Below are 16,143 nucleotides of genomic sequence, written 5' to 3'. Positions count from 1 at the left end.
AACCTCCATTATTTTGCAAACCGGCGCCGTTTTCACGGCCACAAACACCGAATTAATGCAAAAATCCAGCAAAAATCAATGCTTATCAACACAATGGCAGTTGATATGACTATCGACATGTCATAACGAAGAAAGCCAGGACGCGGGTCCTGGCTTTCGGCTCGAGGGGTGGCTCACTCGAAGATGGCGTCGAGGTCGAGCCCCTGCTTGTCGAGCATGCGGCGCAGCTTCTTCAACGCTTCGACCTGGATCTGGCGCACCCGCTCACGGGTCAGGCCGATCTCCTCGCCGACCTGCTCGAGGGTCGAGGCCTCGTGACCGCGCAACCCGAAGCGGCGCACCACCACCTCGCACTGCTTGTCGGTGAGCTCGGCCAGCCAGTCGTCGACGTGCTGCTTGACGTCGCCGTCCACCAGATTCGATTCCGGCCCCAGCTCGTTGTCGTCGGTCAGCGTCTCGATCAGCGGCTTGTCGCTCTCCGCCCCCACGGGATAGTCCACCGACGAGACACGCTCGTTGAGCCCCATCATCTTCTTGACGGTCTCCACCGGCTTGTCGAGGTGTTCGGCGATCTCCTCGGCGGTGGCCTCGTGGTCGAGCTTCTGGGTCAGCTCGCGGGCCGCCCGCAGGTAGATGTTGAGCTCCTTGACCACGTGGATCGGCAGGCGGATCGTGCGGGTCTGGTTCATCAGCGCCCGCTCGATGGTCTGGCGAATCCACCAGGTGGCGTAGGTGGAGAAGCGGAAGCCGCGTTCGGGGTCGAACTTCTCCACGGCGCGGATCAGCCCCAGGTTACCCTCCTCGATCAGGTCGAGCAGGGTCAGGCCGCGATTCAGGTAGCGCCGTGCGATCTTGACCACCAGGCGCAGGTTGGACTCGATCATCCGCGAGCGGCCGGCGGGGTCGCCCTTGCGGGCGAGGCGGCCGTAGAAGACCTCCTCCTCCGGCGTCAGCAGCGGCGAGAAGCCGATCTCGTTGAGGTAGATCTGGGTAGCATCGAGGCTGTGGTGATAGTGGCGGTCCTCGCGGCTCAGCGCCTTCTCGAAGGCCGCGTCCGCATCATCGGGCGCGGCGGTCTCGAGTTCGACCTCCTGCTCACCGGCCTCCTCTGCCGACTCCATGTCCACCTCGTTCAGGTCCCGTTCAAGCATGCTCATCGATTGTTACCCCATGGTTGTATCGAGCACCGTGTCATGCTCGAAACGATCGATGTCAGAGGTTGTCATTGTATTGTGTTGCTTTGCTGACACGAGCGGCTTGGCGACCCTTTTCATTCAACGCTTGGGCAGAAACTCCAGCGGATCCTGAGGCTGGCCGTCCTTGCGCACCTCGAAGTGCAGCCTGACATCCTCGGCGTCGCTGTCGCCCATGGTGGCGATCACCTCACCGGTCTCGACAACGTCGTTTTCCTTGACCCTCAGGCTGTCGTTGTGGGCATAGGCGCTCAGGAACTCATCGTTGTGCTTGAGCAGGATCAGGTTGCCGTACCCGCGTACGCCACTGCCCGCGTAGACCACGATGCCTGGCCCGGCCGCCTTGACAGGTTGCCCCTTTTGCCCATCGATATCAATGCCGGCGGTGATGCTGCCTCCCTCGCCGAAGGTCCCGACCACCTCGCCGTCGACGGGCCACTGCCAGGGCACCTCATCCACCGGCGTGTAGCTGCGCGACTCGCGGGATTCGGCCTCCGGCTCGCCGGCCACCCGGGTGCCGGCATCGGCCTGCGACTCGGCCTCGGACTCGCTCTCGGCGGTCTGGGTCGCCCCGGCGTCGGAAGCGGCCTGGGCCTCGCCTTCCGCCGTCGCCTGCTCACGCTCCTCGCGGCTGCGGCGCTCGGCCTGGTCGCTCTCGCTCAGGGTACCGTCGGCGCCCGGGCTCTCGGGATCGTAAACCGGCCCCGGACCGTCACTGCCCGCCTCGTCTCCGGCGGCGGCCTCCCCGGCCTGCGCCTGGTCGCCGCTGCGCTCGGTGCTGCCGTCAGGCAACAGCCAGTCCAGCGACCCGTCGTCCTGGCTCTCGCCGCCGAGGCCGGTCGCCACGGCGCCGCCGGCCGCCGCGGCGCTGACCGCCCCGCCGGATGCACTGGCGCTGCTGCTACCGGCGCTGGCGCTGCCGCCCAGCGTCAGCTGCTGGCCCGGCTGGATGTTGTAGGGCGGCTCGATGCGGTTGAGACGCGCCAGATCGCGGTAGTCCATGTCGTGGCGCCAGGCGATACCGTAGAGGGTATCGCCGGCCTCGACGGTATAGCTGGCCGGGCGCTCGGCCGACCGGCTGGACGACAGGTCCTGGACCTGCACCGGCGGCGGGGCTTCCTGGGAGGCGGCGCAGCCCGCCAGGGTCAGGGCCAGCCCTGAAATGAGCAAAACCTTATGCATCGGAACCTTCCTCCTTGTTCTCGTGTCGCCCGCCCGGGGCAACGGTCTGATCGCCATTCTGGGTCCTGCCGATGCTCCACACCAGGGCGGCGCCGGCCAGCATCAGCGCCGCCACTCCCAGCAGGTGTGCGGGATCGCCGGTCACCTCGGTGAACGCCGACGGCGTCAGGTAACGGTAGTCGAGGGGAATCATCTGGCCGTCCGGCCCGAGCTGGTAGCTCACCAGCTCGCGCCAGGGCCACAGCACCGGCAGCGAGCCGAGGATGAACCCCACCAGCAGCTGCAGGGTGGCGGTGTGAAAGCGCAGCAGCAACCAGCACAGCAGCCGCGAGAAGGCGAACAGCCCGATCAGGCAGCCGCCGCCGAACAGCAGGATCGCCCCCAGGTCGACATCGCGGATCGCATCCATCACCTTGCCATACAGACCCATGGTCAGCAGCAGGAAACTGCCCGAGACCCCGGGCAGCAGCATGGCGCTGATGGCGATGGCACCGCCGACCACCAGCATGAGCTCGGGGCTGCCGAGCCGCCCGATCAGCGGCATCAGCGCCGGCAGCAGCTGGGCCAGCAGCAGCCCGATGGCCAGCGGCAGCAGGTGCCAGAATCGCCAGTCGGCGGGATGCCGGCCGACCACCAGCGCGGAGGCCGCCACCAGGCCGAAGAAGAAGCCGTTGAGCAGCAGCGGGTGATCCTCCATCAGCCACACCACCAGGTGGGCGACGCTGATCAGGCTGGCGGCGATGCCGGCCAGCAGCGGCACCAGGAAGCCGAGGTTGAGATGGGCGATCAGCCCGGCCATGCCGCCCTGGCGCCAGGCGCCGAAGGCGCTTGGGCCGAAGCGACGCACGGTCAGCAGCAGCTCCTCGTAGATGCCGGTGATAAAGGCGATGGTGCCGCCGGAGACACCGGGCACCGCATCGGCGGCGCCCATGCCGGCGCCCCTGAACAAGAGACCTAGTTGACGCTTCAAGAACCTGTTACTCCCTGAGAAAACACTGATATATGGCGACTCACCGTGAACGCTCACGACATAGATCAGCGCTTTCGCGGCCCCGACGCCTTCCCTGGCGCCTGCCGACCCGATCCGGGCCTAGCGGATCACTCCTTCCAGCAGCGGCACGAAGCGCACCGGCTCCAGGCGCTCCTTCTCGAAGCGCTCCCCCTGACGGCGTACCCGCACCAGCCACTGCCGGCCGTCACGCTCGGCCAGCGGTGCGATCATCACCCCACCGTCGGCCAGCTGGGCCAGCAGCGGCTCGGGCAGCGAGCCGGCGCAGGCAGTCAGCAGGATGACCTCGAAAGGCGCGGCCTCGGGCCAGCCGTGGCCGCCGTCGGCCAGCCGCAGGTGGGCGTTGTGCACGCTCAGCAGCCGCAGCTGCTCGCCGGCGCGACGATGCAGGGCATTGATCCGCTCCACCGACCAGAGTTCCGTCACCAGCCGCGCCAGTATCAGGGTCTGATAGCCGGAGCCGGTACCGACCTCCAGCACCCTCGTCGGCGCCTCCTCGCGCACCAGCTCGGTCATACGCGCCACGATCCACGGCTGCGACAGCGTCTGGCCGTGGCCGATGGGCAGCGAGGTGTCCTCGTAGGCGCGGTGAGACAGCGCCTCGTCGAGGAACAGGTGGCGCGGTTCCTCGGCCATGGTCTCCAGCACCCGCCGGTCGGCGATGCCCTGGCGGGCCAGACGCTCGACCATGCGGTCGCGGGTGCGCTGCGAGGTCATGCCGACGCCCTTCAACAGCTCCGGACGCAGCCGGCGGCGAGAGTCAGGTGAGTGCATCCAGCCATTCCTGCACGTCGTCGCGCGCCGCATGCCGGGTCAGATCGAGCTGCAGCGGCGTGATGGACACGAAGCCGGCCTCCACGGCGGCGAAATCGGTATCCGGACCGTCGTCGGCGCTCTCGCCCGCGGCGGCGATCCAGTAGCGCTTGCGCCCGCGCGGGTCGAGCACCTCCAGCGGCTCGGCCGCCGGGCCCCGGTAGCCCTGGCGCGTCACCTTGAGGCCGCGGATCTCCTCCCAGGGCAGGTCCGGCACGTTGACGTTGAGCAGGCTGCGCGGCGGCAGCGAGAGCCGGTCGGCGGCCCCGACCAGGCTCGCCGCCACCCGGCCGGCGGTCTCGAAGTAGCGGTGGCCGACCAGCGACATGGCGATCGCCGACATGCCCAGGTTGCGGCCCTCCATGGCGGCGGCCACGGTGCCCGAATAGAGCACGTCGTCGCCCAGGTTGCCGCCGTGGTTGATGCCCGAGATCACCAGGTCCGGGCGTTCCTCCCAGACCCCGTTGACGCCCAGGTAGACGCAGTCCGCCGGGGTGCCGTCGACGCTGTAGAAGCCGTTGTCCAGGGTCGACAGCGCCAGGGGGCGAGTCAGGGTCAGGGAATTGCTGGCACCGCTCTTGTCGCGGTCGGGGGCCACCACGCGCAGCCGCGCGTGGGGGGCCAGGGCGTCATGCAGGGCACGCAGGCCCGGGGCATGCACCCCGTCATCATTGGACAGCAGCAGTCGACGCATCCGCGGCTCCTTGCTCGGGCCCCTGACGGGGCGGGTGGAAACTCAGGGTCGGGTGGGCGATCAGCTCGCGCAGCACGGCGGTGGCGAAGGCCCCCCGGGGCAGCGTGAAGGAGAACCAGGCCTCACCCTCGCCGGGCGCCAGTCGCGGGGCGGCCAGGCGCAGGCGCAGCGGCCGGCGGGCGGTCTTCACCCCGGCGCGCACGAGGCCGTCGCACAGCGCGGGATGCGCCTCGGCCAGCGCCTGCTCGCGGGCCAGGGCCTCGCCCTGGGCCACCGAACGGCCCTGCCCCCAGAGCACGCCGCTGGGGTGCAGGTCGAGCCGCTCGGCGCGCGCGATCAGCGAGTCGTCGACGGTCTCGGCCACGAACTGGCTCGACGAGCCGTCGAGAATCACCGCCTCGCCGGGCAGCGGCGTCGCCCAGTCGCCCGCCTCGATGCGCGCGGCCAGCAGCTCGTTGAACAGGTAGCTGCGCGCCGCGGAGAGCAGCATGCCCTCGCGGTCGTCGCGCTTGCGCCAGCCCCGGGCCAGCACGCCGGCCGCGCGGTGGATATTGCGCCCGTCGGCGCCGAAGCGCTGCGGGCCGAAGTAGTTGGCCGCGCCGTGGTGGCACAGCCAGGCCCAGCGCTCGGCGAGGTGCGGGTCGGTCAGCGCCTCGCCGGTGACGCGCAGCCGGAAGCGGTTGGCGGCGTGTACCCCGCGCTTGAGCTTGCGCGGATGCCGGGTCACCTCGAGCAGCGTCAGTGGCAGGTCGGCCAGCCGCGCCTCGAGATCGTCCGGCGCCTCGCGGCCGGGCAGGTGCACCGAGAACCACTGGCGGGTCACCGCATGGCGATCCTTCATGCCGGCGTAGCCGACATCGCGCTGGGTGACCTCGCAGGCCCTGGCCAGGCGGCGAGCGACCATGGCGGTGGTCAGGTCGCGCTTCTCGAGCCACAGCCACAGGTGCTCGCCCTGCCCTTCCGGCTCGAAGCCGAGCTGCTCCTCGACCTGGAAGTCCTCCGGCGTGGCGCGGTAGCCGCCGGGGCGCGGCGCGCCGAAGTGCGCGTCCAGTACCCGCGGCCAGCTAGGCGGCCAGACGATCGCCGCCGCCTGCTGTGGGGACGTCGCCTCGTGCGTTCCCTCAGACATCGGCGCTCTCTCCCGTCAGCAGCACCACCGCCTCGGCGGCGATGCCCTCGCCGCGGCCGGTGAAGCCTAACCGCTCGGTGGTGGTCGCCTTGACGTTGACGGCGCCGCGCGCCACCGCCAGGTCGGCGGCGATGGCCTCGGCCATGGCCTCGACGTGGGGCGAGAGCTTGGGCGCCTGGGCCATCACCGTGGCGTCCAGGTTGCCGACCCGGTAGCCCGCCGCGCGCACCTGCGCCACCACCCGGCGCAGCAGTTCGCGGCTGTCGGCGCCGGCCCAGGCCGGATCGGTGTCGGGGAAGTGGCGGCCGATGTCGCCCAGCGCGCAGGCGCCGAGCAGGGCATCGCAGATCGCATGCAGCAGCACGTCGCCGTCGGAGTGGGCGACGAAGCCGCGGTCGAAGGGAATGGCGACGCCGCCGATCCGCAGGTGGTCGCCCTCGCCGAAGCGGTGGACGTCGAAGCCGTGGCCGATTCGCATCATGCGCAGTCGTTCCTGTCGGCGGAGGGAGCAGGCGCTTTCTGGGCGGCGAGGATGGCCTCGGCCAGCGCCAGATCCTCCGGATGGGTGATCTTGAGATTGTCGCGGCGCCCGCTGACCAGGCGCGGCGAGAGGCCCAGCGCCTCCACCGCGGAGGCCTCGTCGGTGACGGCGACGCCGCGTTCGGCGGCCTCGGCAAGCGCTCGGCGCAGCACCCCGTAGCCGAAGCCCTGGGGCGTCAGGGCGTGCCACAGGCCGTCACGGGGCTCGGTGCCGCCGACCCGGCCGGTGCCGTCGTCGCGCTTCATGGTGTCGGCCACCGGCGCGGCCAGCAGCCCGCCCACCGCGTCGTCGGCCACCGCCGACGCCAGCCGACGCAGGTCCTCGGCCCGCACGCAGGGCCGGGCCACGTCATGGACCAGCACCGTATCGTCCGCGCCGGCCTCGCCGGCGATGGCGGCCAGGGCGTTGGTCACCGAGTCGACGCGCTCGGCGCCGCCGGGCACCCGCCGCCAGTCGGCGAAGGGCACTGCGGCCGGGTCGAAGCGTTCGTCATCAGGGTCCAGGCACAGGCAAAGCCGCGCCTCGGGGAAGGCCTCGTGGAGCCGCGCCAGGGTACGGGCCAGCACGGTGAGGCCGGCCAGGGGCAGATACTGCTTGGGCAGGGCGGCGCCCATGCGCCGGCCGCGGCCCGCGGCGGGCACCACCAGCCAGAGGCGCTCGCTCACGGCGCCTCCCCGGCCGGCTCGGCGTCGGGCACCCAGAAGAACTGCTCGTCGCGGCGCACCATGCCGATATCGCTGCGCGCGCGCTCCTCGATGGCATCGAGGCCGTTCTTGAGATCGACCACCTCGGCGGCGAGGCGCTCGTTGCGCGCCCGCAGCGGCGCATTCTCGGCCTCCAGGCGGTCCACTCGCTGGCGCACCTCGGCCAGCTCGCGCAGTCCGCCCTCGCCGAGCCACAGGCGATACTGCAACAGCGCCTGCAGGGCGATGAGCACGATGGCCAGCCACTTGAGCATGTAGAGGGTCCGTCACCAGGGAATTCGAGGGCGTAGTATGCCATCTTCCCCGGGCCGCCTCATCCATCAAAGCCCCGGCACCTGACGGGCGTCAGCCGCCGTCGTCGAGGCGGAACGGCAGCGCCCGCTCGGCGGCCGCGACGTAAGCCGCCACGTGCTCGGCCTCCTCGGCGCAGAAGCGCGCCACCCCGGCACGTAGCCGCGGATCGGCGACATGATGCAGCGAGGTCAGACGCCGCGGCGCGAAGCCCCGGGCCAGCTTGTGTTCGCCCTGGGTGCCGGGGTCAAAGCGAATCAGCCCCCGGGCCAGGCAATGCTCGAGGCCCTGGTAGTAGCAGGCCTCGAAGTGCAGGCCGTCGGCCTCGATCTCGCTGCCCCAGTAGCGGCCATAGAGCGTGCGGTTTCCCTGCAGGCACAGGGCCGCGGCCACCGGCCGACCCTCGAGACGCGCCTGGATCAGCACCAGCGCCTCGGGCAGGTCGCGGCGCAGCCGCATGAAGAAGTCGCGGTTGAGATAGCCCTGCTGGCCGCGTTCCAGGTAGGTGATCTGGTAGCAGCGGTAGAAGTGCGCCAGATCGGCCTCGCCGATTGCCTCGCCCTCAAGCCGATGCAGGGTCAGCCCCTGCTCGGCGACCCGGCGACGCTCGCGGCGAATGGCCTTGCGCCGCTTGGAGGTCAGGGCGGCGAGGAAACCCTCGAAGTCGCCATAGCCCCGGTCCTGCCACTGGAACTGCACCCCGGCACGGGCGATCAGCTCGGGCCGTGCCTCGCGCCAGGCGGCGACCTCGCCCTCCTCGGCGAACAGCAGGTGCCAGCTCGACAGCGTCGATGCTTCCCAGCGCTCGGCCAGGCGTCGACGCGCCTCGAGCGGGTCGACGTCGTCGGCCAGCGCCAGCCGCGGCCCCGGTGCCGGGGTGAACGGAATCGCGCTGAGCCCCTTGGGATAGTAGCGCCCGCCTGCGCGCTCCCAGGCATCGGCCCAGGCCCAGTCGAAGACGTACTCCCCATAGGAATGATGCTTGTGGTAGTGCGGCAGCAGCCCGACCAGCGCCTCGTCGCGCCACAGCGTCAGATGCCGCGGCGACCAGCCGCTCGCCTCGCTCGCCGCACCGCTGGCCTCCAGGGCGTGCAGGAACTCGTGGCGCAGGAAGGGGTGATCGTCGCCCACCAGGGCGTTCCAGTCACCGGCCGGCACTTCCGCCACGGCGGCTTGTTCGACGACACGCAATCGACTCATGAACTCTCCCGGCCGGGCCGGCTGACGATGGCCGGCGCAGCACCTACCCTAGATGACATCCTGACAGCACGCCGGACGCCCTGTCTTTTCCCTCACGACGAGGGCGCCTTCACACGCTCGTCATGGTAAATTAATTACAACTATAGCCGTATACCCCGGTCCGCCCCCGGCTTTTGGGCGATACTTTTGTTAAACTTACGAAATCACACCCCTTTCGTTGCCGAGGTGCTCCATGGCTCAAGCTTCCACGCCACTCAACGCCACCGTCCAGCAGGTCACCCAGCGCATCCGTGAGCGCAGCGCCGAGCGCCGCGCCCTCTACGAGCAGCGCATGGCCGATCAGCACCGGCGCGGCGTCCACCGCGGCGAGCTCTCCTGCGGCAACCTGGCCCACGGCTTCGCCGCCTGCGGCAGTCAGGACAAGGATTCGCTTAAGCTGATGAACTCGGCGAACCTGGGCATCATCTCGGCCTACAATGACATGCTCTCGGCCCATCAGCCGTTCGAGACCTTCCCCGAGACCATCAAGGCCGCGGCCCGCGACATGGGCTCCACCGCCCAGTTCGCCGGCGGCGTGCCGGCCATGTGCGACGGCGTCACCCAGGGCCAGCCGGGCATGGAGCTGTCGCTGTTCTCCCGCGACGTGATCGCCATGGCCACCGCCGTGGGGCTGTCGCACAACATGTTCGACGCCGCGCTCTATCTGGGCGTGTGCGACAAGATCGTGCCGGGGCTGTTCATCGCCGCGGCGCGCTTCGGCCACCTGCCGGCCATGTTCGTGCCCGCCGGCCCCATGCCGAGCGGCCTTCCCAACAAGGAAAAGGCCCGCGTGCGCCAGCTGTTCGCCGAGGGCAAGGCCAGCCGCGAGGACCTGCTGCAGGCGGAGTCCGAGTCCTACCACAGCCCGGGCACCTGCACCTTCTACGGCACCGCCAACTCCAACCAGCTGATGATGGAGATGATGGGCCTGCACCTGCCGGGCACCTCCTTCGTCAACCCGGGCACCGAGATGCGCGAGGCGCTGACCCGCTTCGCCACCGAGCAGGCGATCCGCAACACCGAGCCCGGCGGCAGCTACCGCCCCTTCTATCAGCAGATCGACGAGCGCGCCATCGTCAACGCCGTGGTCGGCCTGCTGGCCTCCGGCGGCTCCACCAACCACACCATGCACCTGGTGGCCATGGCCGCCGCGGCCGGCATCACCCTGACCTGGGACGACTTCACCGACCTCTCCGCGGTGACGCCGAGCCTGATGAAGGTCTACCCCAACGGCCAGGCGGACATCAACCACTTCCAGGCCGCCGGCGGCATGAGCTACCTGTTCCGCGAGCTGATCAATGCCGGCCTGATCCACAGCGACATCCCCACCGCCTTCGGCACCGACATGACCGCCTACACCCAGGAGCCGTTCCTGGAAGACGGCAAGCTGGTGTGGCGCGAGGGCCCCGAGGCCAGCCTCGACACCGAGGTCCTGCGCGGCGTGGCCGAGCCCTTCGCGCCCACCGGCGGCCTCACCGTGCTCGACGGCAACCTGGGCCGCGGCGTGATCAAGGTCTCCGCGGTGCAGGAAGAGCATCGCCTGATCGAGGCCCCGGCGCGCATCTTCGAGGATCAGAACGAACTCAAGGCGGCCTTCGACGCCGGCGAGCTGGACCGCGACGTGGTCGCCGTGGTGCGTTTCCAAGGCCCCAAGGCCAACGGCATGCCGGAACTGCACAAGCTGACCCCCTTCCTCGGCGTGCTCCAGGACCGCGGCCACAAGGTGGCGCTGGTCACCGACGGGCGCATGTCCGGCGCCTCCGGCAAGGTCCCGGCCGCCATCCACATCAGCCCCGAGGCGCTGGACGGCGGCCCGCTGTCCAGGCTGCGCGATGGTGATATCGTGCGCCTCGACGCCAACGCCGGCACCCTCGAGGCCCAGGTCGACGCCGCGACCTGGGCCGACCGCGAGCAGCGCGTGGCCGAGCTGGACCACTACCACGTCGGCCTGGGCCGCGAGCTGTTCGGCGGCTTCCGCCACCTGGCCATGCGCGGCGAGGAAGGCGCCGGGGTGTTTGGCGGCTTCGAGGCCGACGACCTGGCCCGCCAGGCCGGCCAGATCCACGACGAGGACGCCTGAGGAGCTGCCAGAGCAGCGATATCGCCGTTGCGCATAGCGAGAAGCGCCGGGGACTGGTCGTAGAGGGGGTCCTACGCCATGGATGGCGTCGGTAGCGCCCAGGGAGGGGTTCACAGCGCCCCCTCGTAGACCTGTCGCCGGAGCAGCTGCGAGCGATTCACCATCTGCAACAGCCCTGACGGCCAGAAGGGACAAATTAAAGATGACCCGACCCGCACTGATCGGCGATCTCGGGGGCACCAACGCCCGCTTCGCCCTGGTGACCCCGGGGGGCTTCGAGCCCCACGACATCCTGAGCCTGCCCTGCGCCGACTACCCCGGCCTGGTCGAGGCAATACGCGACTACCTGGAACGGGTCGGCGCCACGGGCGACGACGCCCCGCGCGAGGCCTGCCTGGCCTTCGCTTGCCCGACCCACGGCGAGCGGATCAAGATGACCAACAATCCCTGGTCATTCACCCGCGCCGAGGTGAAGGACGCCTTGGGGCTCGAGCTGTTCAAGCCGATCAACGACTTCACCGCCCAGGCCCTGGGCGTGCCCCACGTGGCCGAGGACGAGCTGGTCGAGGTGCAGCCCGGCGAGGCAGTGCCCCACGCCGCCCGGCTGGTGATCGGCCCCGGCACCGGGCTCGGCGTGGCCGGCGTCTTCCCCGGTCGTCACGCCTGGATTCCGCTGCCCACCGAGGGCGGCCACGTGACCTTCGCGCCCACCGACGAGCGCGAGCAGAACCTGCTGCGCCACTTCCGCAACCGCTACGGCCGCATCTCCGTGGAACGGCTGCTGTGCGGCCAGGGACTGCTCGACCTCTATCTGGCCCACTGCTCGCTGAAGGGCGCCAACCCGGCCTGCGACTCACCCGCCGAGGTCACCGAGGCGGCCGCGAGCGGAGACGCCGTGGCGCGTGATACCCTGCTGCGCTTTCTGAAGATCCTCGGCGACGTCAGCGGCGACGCCGCGCTCACCCTCGGAGCCCGGGGCGGGGTCTACCTGTGCGGCGGCATCCTGCCGCGGCTGCTCGACTGGCTGCCGCAGAGCCGCTTCCGCGAGGCCTTCGCCGACAAGGGCCGCATGAACGGCTACAACGCCGACATTCCGGTCCAGGTGGTCACCGCGCCCTGGACGGGACTGCTGGGCGCCGCCGAGGCCCTGCACAATGAAGAGGTCGAATAGCTCGACGCAGAGGCGTCGATCGGCCCGTATGGAGGAGATCGCATGATTCCCGCATCCCTGCGCGCCCTGCTGGACGCCACCGACGGACAGCGCCGCGCCGAATGGGCCGGCCGCGAGGTGTGGCTGGCCAATGAGGCCTGGGGTGAGCTCGTGGTGTCGCTTCAGGGCGCCCAGGTGCTTCACTTTTTACCCGCGCCCGAAGACGCGACCGCTGAAGGCTCGACTTCTAATGCGCCCGACGACGCGCAAGCCGCAGGCGCTTCCGCATCGCCGGACGCTACGAGCGGCGAAGACGAGGAGGCCCTGGTGGCCGGCGGCTGGCTATGGGTCACGCCCACGCCCCAGGCGCTGCCCGGGGCCATCCGCGGCGGCATTCCGCTGTGCTGGCCGTGGTTCGCCGACGAGAACACCGCCGACGAGTCCGAGGACCGTTCCGGCCCGATGCACGGCCCGGCGCGCAAGGCCGACTGGCGCCTCGACGCCGTGGACGAGCACGAGGAAGGCGTCGAGCTGCACCTCTCGCCGCTGGAGCGTCTGCACTCCCAGCTGGTGCCGCGGGCGGTGATCCAGGCCAACGCCAACCGCCTGCACGTGGAGCTGATCACCGAGCACCGCGGCGAGACCCCGGTCAAGATCACCGGCGCCCTGCACAGCTATCTGGCGGTGGCCGACGTGCAGGCCTGCCGCGTCGAGGGGCTGGCCGGCGCCCGCTACCTGGACAAGCTCGCCGACTTCGCCGAGCGCGAGCAGCAGGGCGAGCTGGGCGTGCGCGGCGGCCTCGACCGCATCTACCACACCAACGCCGAGCTGACGCTGGACGACGGCCACCGCCGCCTGCGCATCGCCCGCCAGGGCAGCGACTCCGCGGTGATCTGGCATCCCGGCGACGAACGCCCGGCCGATACCTCCGCCGCCGCGGCCGGCCACTTCCTGTGCGTCGAGTCGGCCAACACCCGGCTCGACCCGGTGTGGCTGGTGCCCGGCGCCCAGCACCTGCTGGGCACCACCCTCTCGCTCGAGACCGACGCATGAGCCACGCCGCGACCTTCGAGGCACCCTTCGCCCTGGGCATGATGAACCTGCACCAGGCGCCGGAGCTGCACGCCGCCGAACAACTGGCCGACTGGATCGAGGCGCGCCTCGATCAGGGCCTGACCTGGTTCGACCATGCCGACATCTACGGCGACCGCGCCGGCGAGCGCCTGTTCGGCGACGCGCTGCGCGCCCGCCCCGGGCTCACCCGCCAAGTGCGGGTGGTGACCAAGACCGATATCGTCACGCCCGAGCGCGACGGCTCGACGTTCGCCGTCAAGCACTACGACAGCTCGCCGGCCTACGTGACCCGGGCCATCGACGCCTCCCTCGAGCGGCTGGGCGTGGAGCGGCTGGACCACTTCCTGCTGCATCGCCCCGACCCGCTGATGGACGCCGAGGCCACCGGTCGCGCCCTGGACGACGCCATCGCGGCCGGCAAGATCGGCGCCGCCGGCGTCTCCAACTTCCTGCCGGAGGCCTGGCGCCGGCTGCAGGCCGGCATGCACGGTCGCCTGTCGGCCCACCAGCTGCAGCTGTCGCTCGACCATAGCGCGCCGCTGTTCAACGGCCTCTACGATGCCGTGATCGGCGACGGCCAGGCCCCCATGGCCTGGTCGCCGCTGGGCGGCGGACGGGCGCTGGACGGCCCGGCGGCCGCGCTGCTGCGTTCCCAGGCCGAGGCCCACGGCGTCAGCCCCGCCGGACTGGCCCTGGCCTGGCTGCGCGCCCTGCCCGGGCGGCCACTGCCGGTGATCGGCAGCCTCAAGCCCGAGCGCATCGAGACGCTGTACCGGGACGCCTCGCTCGAGCTGTCGCGTCCGACCTGGTTCGCGCTGCTCGAGGCCGCCCGCGGCCACGAGGTGGCCTGAGCCCGCCCCCTTCATCACAAGGATCCTTACCATGCTGCCCGTTATCGCCTTCGGTGAAGCCCTCGTCGACATGCTCTCCAGCCGCCTGGGCGACGCCGACGACCGCACGCCTGAGACCTTCACGCCCTATGCCGGCGGCGCTCCGGCCAACGTCGCCGTGGCCTGCGCACGCCTCGGCGTGCCCAGCCGCTTCCTCGGCATGCTCGGCGAGGACCACTTCGGCGACTTCCTGGCCGCCGAGCTCTCGGCCCAGGGCGTCGATGTCTCCGGCGTGACGCGCACCCGCGAGGCACGCACCGCGCTGGCCTTCGTCTCCCGCGACGCCGAGGGCGAGCGCACCTTCGACTTCTACCGACCGCCCGCCGCCGACCTGCTCTATCGCCTGGAGCACCTGCCGGCCGGGGTGTTCGCCGAACCGGCGATCCTGCACCTGTGCAGCAACAGCCTGACCGACCCGGAGATCGCCGAGACCACCCTGGCGATGGCCGAGATGGCGGCCCGGGCCGGCTGCCTGGTCAGCGTCGACGCCAACCTGCGCCACAATCTCTGGGCCGAGGGGCTTGCCGACAGCGCCCTGGTCACCCGGCTGCTCGACAGCGCCGACCTGCTCAAGCTGTCCCGCGAGGAAGTCGACGACCTGCGCGGCGATCATCCCGAGGACGACTGGCTGGCCGAGCGCCTGGCGGCCGGCGTCAAGCTGGCGGTGATCACCGACGGCGGCGGCGACGTGCGCGCCCTGGGCGCCGGACTGTCGCTGGCGGTCGCCCCGCCGAAGGTCAATCCCGTCGACACGACGGCGGGAGGAGACGCCTTTATCGGCGGGCTGCTGGCCGCCTTGTCCGAGCAGGGCTTCGCCGAGGGCTGGCACCAGGACGCCGAGCGCCTGGAAGACGCCCTGGCCTTCGCCTGCCGCTGCGGCGCCCACGCCGTGACCCGCCCGGGCAGCTACGTCGCCCTGCCGACCCGGGACGACCTCGCCTCGGCCTGATCGCGTCGCCGCCTCCTCAGGAGGCGGCGCTCTCCCCCGCTTCTCCCGCGCGCCAGCGCATCCGCCGCGGCACCGCCCGCCGGCCCGGGGCCCCCTCGCCTCGGGCGGCCGCCAGCGCGCTCTCCAGCGTCGCCTCGGCCATGCGGTCGTGGTCCTGCTCGGCGGAGTTGACTGCCACCGGCAGGAACTCCAGCAGCCGGCTGTCGCCGAAGGTCGCCAGGCGCAGCGAGTCCGGCAACCCGCCGGCCTCGAGCAGGGTGTCGAGCACGCCGTCGAACAGCGAATAGGAGGCCGTGACCAGCGCCTCCGGCAGGCCGTGCTCGTCGATGACCCGGCGCATCAGCCGGGCACCCTCGGCGCGGTCGTAGCGCTCGCCGGAGAGGATGAGGGCCGCCGCCTCGCGGCCCGCCAGGGCCCGCTGGAAGCCGCCACGCCGCTCCCGGGTGATCGACAGCCAGGGCACCGCATCCAGCCACACCGCCCGCGACGTCTCGGGCGACAGCACCGAGGCGGCGAGCCGCTCGGCGGCCTCGGCGTCGTTGCTGACCACGCTGGCGAAGCGCTCGGCATCGAAGCCGCGGTCGACGGCCACCACCGGCAGCCCCTCGGCCTGCAGCTCGGCGTAGAAGGGATCGTCCATCGGCAGGCTACTGGCGGTGATCAGCACCTCGCAGCGCCGCGCGCGCAGCGCCAGCGCCAGGTCGCGCTCGACCTCCGGCCGGTCGTCGGAGCCGGCGATCAGCAGCTGGTAGCCCGCCTCCCGGGCGCCGCGCTCCAGGCGCTTGGCCAGCCGCGCGTAGGTCACGTTCTCCAGGTCCGGCACGATCAGCCCCAGGGTGCGGCTGGAGCCGCGGCGCAGCGCGGCCGCCTGGGGATCGACCCGATAGCGATGGTGTTCGACCACCGCCATCACCCGGTCGACGGTGTCCTGGCTGATGCGCCGTTTCTCGGCCTGGCCGTTGATGACATAGCTGGCCGTGGTGCGTGACACGCCGGCCAGACGAGCGATTTCCGCGAGCGTCATGGATTCCCCCTAGACTGGACGAGGCATTCTACGCGGGAGTGCCGCGCCACCATCCCCTGCCAAAGTCGTAGACATCTGGACTTGCCAAGCCGGATGAAGCGTTCCAGCATTCGTGTCATCGAAGGTGACACGATTCACCTTGCCCGCACAAGCCACCGCAACGCCCCGGGAACCATGGAAT

At 70.8% G+C, this 16,143-nt stretch carries 16 protein-coding genes; 5 read left to right on the top strand and 11 right to left on the bottom strand.

Translation table 11 applies throughout. The features are described 5' to 3' along the window. Positions 1 to 173: 173 nt before the first annotated feature. The 10 genes from rpoS to QWG60_RS03680 all read right to left on the bottom strand — a co-directional run bounded on the left by rpoS (position 174) and on the right by QWG60_RS03680 (position 8,756). Entirely contained in the window at positions 174 to 1,157 is a 984-nt protein-coding gene (gene rpoS / locus QWG60_RS03725; RefSeq protein WP_035598977.1) for an RNA polymerase sigma factor RpoS, read from the bottom strand. A gap of 117 nt (positions 1,158 to 1,274) precedes the next feature. Further along, positions 1,275 to 2,375: a peptidoglycan DD-metalloendopeptidase family protein gene (locus QWG60_RS03720; RefSeq protein ID WP_046079242.1), complete on the bottom strand. Its 1,101-nt coding sequence runs from the start codon at positions 2,373 to 2,375 to the stop codon at positions 1,275 to 1,277. Further along, positions 2,368 to 3,345 (bottom strand): DUF368 domain-containing protein, encoded by a 978-nt coding sequence (locus QWG60_RS03715; RefSeq protein WP_035598972.1) that lies wholly within the window; start codon positions 3,343 to 3,345, stop codon positions 2,368 to 2,370. The genes QWG60_RS03720 and QWG60_RS03715 overlap by 8 nt, the downstream gene beginning before the upstream one ends. A 120-nt stretch (positions 3,346 to 3,465) precedes the next feature. Further along, a complete protein-coding gene (locus QWG60_RS03710; protein WP_146907866.1) occupies positions 3,466 to 4,158 on the bottom strand; it encodes a protein-L-isoaspartate(D-aspartate) O-methyltransferase in 693 nt (230 codons plus the stop codon). Next, on the bottom strand, positions 4,145 to 4,891 hold the full coding sequence (gene surE, locus QWG60_RS03705) for a 5'/3'-nucleotidase SurE (protein ID WP_046079245.1): 747 nt from the start codon (positions 4,889 to 4,891) through the stop codon (positions 4,145 to 4,147). The genes QWG60_RS03710 and surE overlap by 14 nt, the downstream gene beginning before the upstream one ends. Continuing rightward, positions 4,866 to 6,020, bottom strand: a complete 1,155-nt coding sequence (gene truD / locus QWG60_RS03700; RefSeq protein ID WP_046079246.1) for a tRNA pseudouridine(13) synthase TruD — start codon at positions 6,018 to 6,020, stop codon at positions 4,866 to 4,868. Before truD ends, surE begins: the two co-directional genes overlap by 26 nt. Beyond that, on the bottom strand, positions 6,013 to 6,498 hold the full coding sequence (ispF, locus tag QWG60_RS03695) for a 2-C-methyl-D-erythritol 2,4-cyclodiphosphate synthase (RefSeq protein ID WP_046080395.1): 486 nt from the start codon (positions 6,496 to 6,498) through the stop codon (positions 6,013 to 6,015). Before ispF ends, truD begins: the two co-directional genes overlap by 8 nt. Continuing rightward, entirely contained in the window at positions 6,498 to 7,226 is a 729-nt protein-coding gene (ispD, locus tag QWG60_RS03690; protein ID WP_146907864.1) for a 2-C-methyl-D-erythritol 4-phosphate cytidylyltransferase, read from the bottom strand. Before ispD ends, ispF begins: the two co-directional genes overlap by 1 nt. Then, complete coding sequence (gene ftsB, locus QWG60_RS03685) at positions 7,223 to 7,519, bottom strand: cell division protein FtsB (RefSeq protein WP_035598959.1); 297 nt, start codon at positions 7,517 to 7,519, stop codon at positions 7,223 to 7,225. The genes ispD and ftsB overlap by 4 nt, the downstream gene beginning before the upstream one ends. A gap of 91 nt (positions 7,520 to 7,610) precedes the next feature. Beyond that, on the bottom strand, positions 7,611 to 8,756 hold the full coding sequence (locus QWG60_RS03680) for a GNAT family N-acetyltransferase (protein WP_146907862.1): 1,146 nt from the start codon (positions 8,754 to 8,756) through the stop codon (positions 7,611 to 7,613). 232 nt (positions 8,757 to 8,988) lie between these two features. Here QWG60_RS03680 and edd point away from each other — a divergent pair, with 232 nt between their 5' ends. The 5 genes from edd (at position 8,989) to QWG60_RS03655 (ending at position 14,938) form a co-directional block, all read left to right on the top strand. Continuing rightward, positions 8,989 to 10,875 carry a phosphogluconate dehydratase gene (gene edd / locus QWG60_RS03675; protein ID WP_146907860.1) on the top strand — a complete coding sequence of 629 codons (1,887 nt, stop codon included), beginning with the start codon at positions 8,989 to 8,991 and terminating at the stop codon, positions 10,873 to 10,875. A gap of 202 nt (positions 10,876 to 11,077) precedes the next feature. Beyond that, entirely contained in the window at positions 11,078 to 12,046 is a 969-nt protein-coding gene (gene glk, locus QWG60_RS03670) for a glucokinase (RefSeq protein ID WP_146907858.1), read from the top strand. Positions 12,047 to 12,088: 42 nt separating this feature from the next. Then, positions 12,089 to 13,078: a D-hexose-6-phosphate mutarotase gene (locus QWG60_RS03665; RefSeq protein ID WP_107182236.1), complete on the top strand. Its 990-nt coding sequence runs from the start codon at positions 12,089 to 12,091 to the stop codon at positions 13,076 to 13,078. Continuing rightward, positions 13,075 to 13,950 carry an aldo/keto reductase gene (locus QWG60_RS03660; protein WP_146907856.1) on the top strand — a complete coding sequence of 292 codons (876 nt, stop codon included), beginning with the start codon at positions 13,075 to 13,077 and terminating at the stop codon, positions 13,948 to 13,950. The genes QWG60_RS03665 and QWG60_RS03660 overlap by 4 nt, the downstream gene beginning before the upstream one ends. Positions 13,951 to 13,981: 31 nt before the next feature. Continuing rightward, on the top strand, positions 13,982 to 14,938 hold the full coding sequence (locus tag QWG60_RS03655) for a carbohydrate kinase family protein (protein ID WP_146907854.1): 957 nt from the start codon (positions 13,982 to 13,984) through the stop codon (positions 14,936 to 14,938). A 16-nt stretch (positions 14,939 to 14,954) separates the two neighbouring features. On the opposite strand, the gene cra is transcribed toward QWG60_RS03655, so the two are convergent. Continuing rightward, the gene (cra, locus tag QWG60_RS03650) at positions 14,955 to 15,962 is read right to left on the bottom strand and encodes a catabolite repressor/activator (RefSeq protein WP_146907852.1); all 1,008 of its coding nucleotides are present in this window, start codon (positions 15,960 to 15,962) and stop codon (positions 14,955 to 14,957) included. Positions 15,963 to 16,143: the final 181 nt, after the last annotated feature.

This window comes from Halomonas halophila, assembly GCF_030406665.1.
GTDB classification, from domain to species: domain Bacteria; phylum Pseudomonadota; class Gammaproteobacteria; order Pseudomonadales; family Halomonadaceae; genus Halomonas; species Halomonas halophila.
The sequence above is the reverse complement of the archived record's forward strand: the minus strand, read 5'-3'. Positions and strand labels throughout refer to the sequence as shown.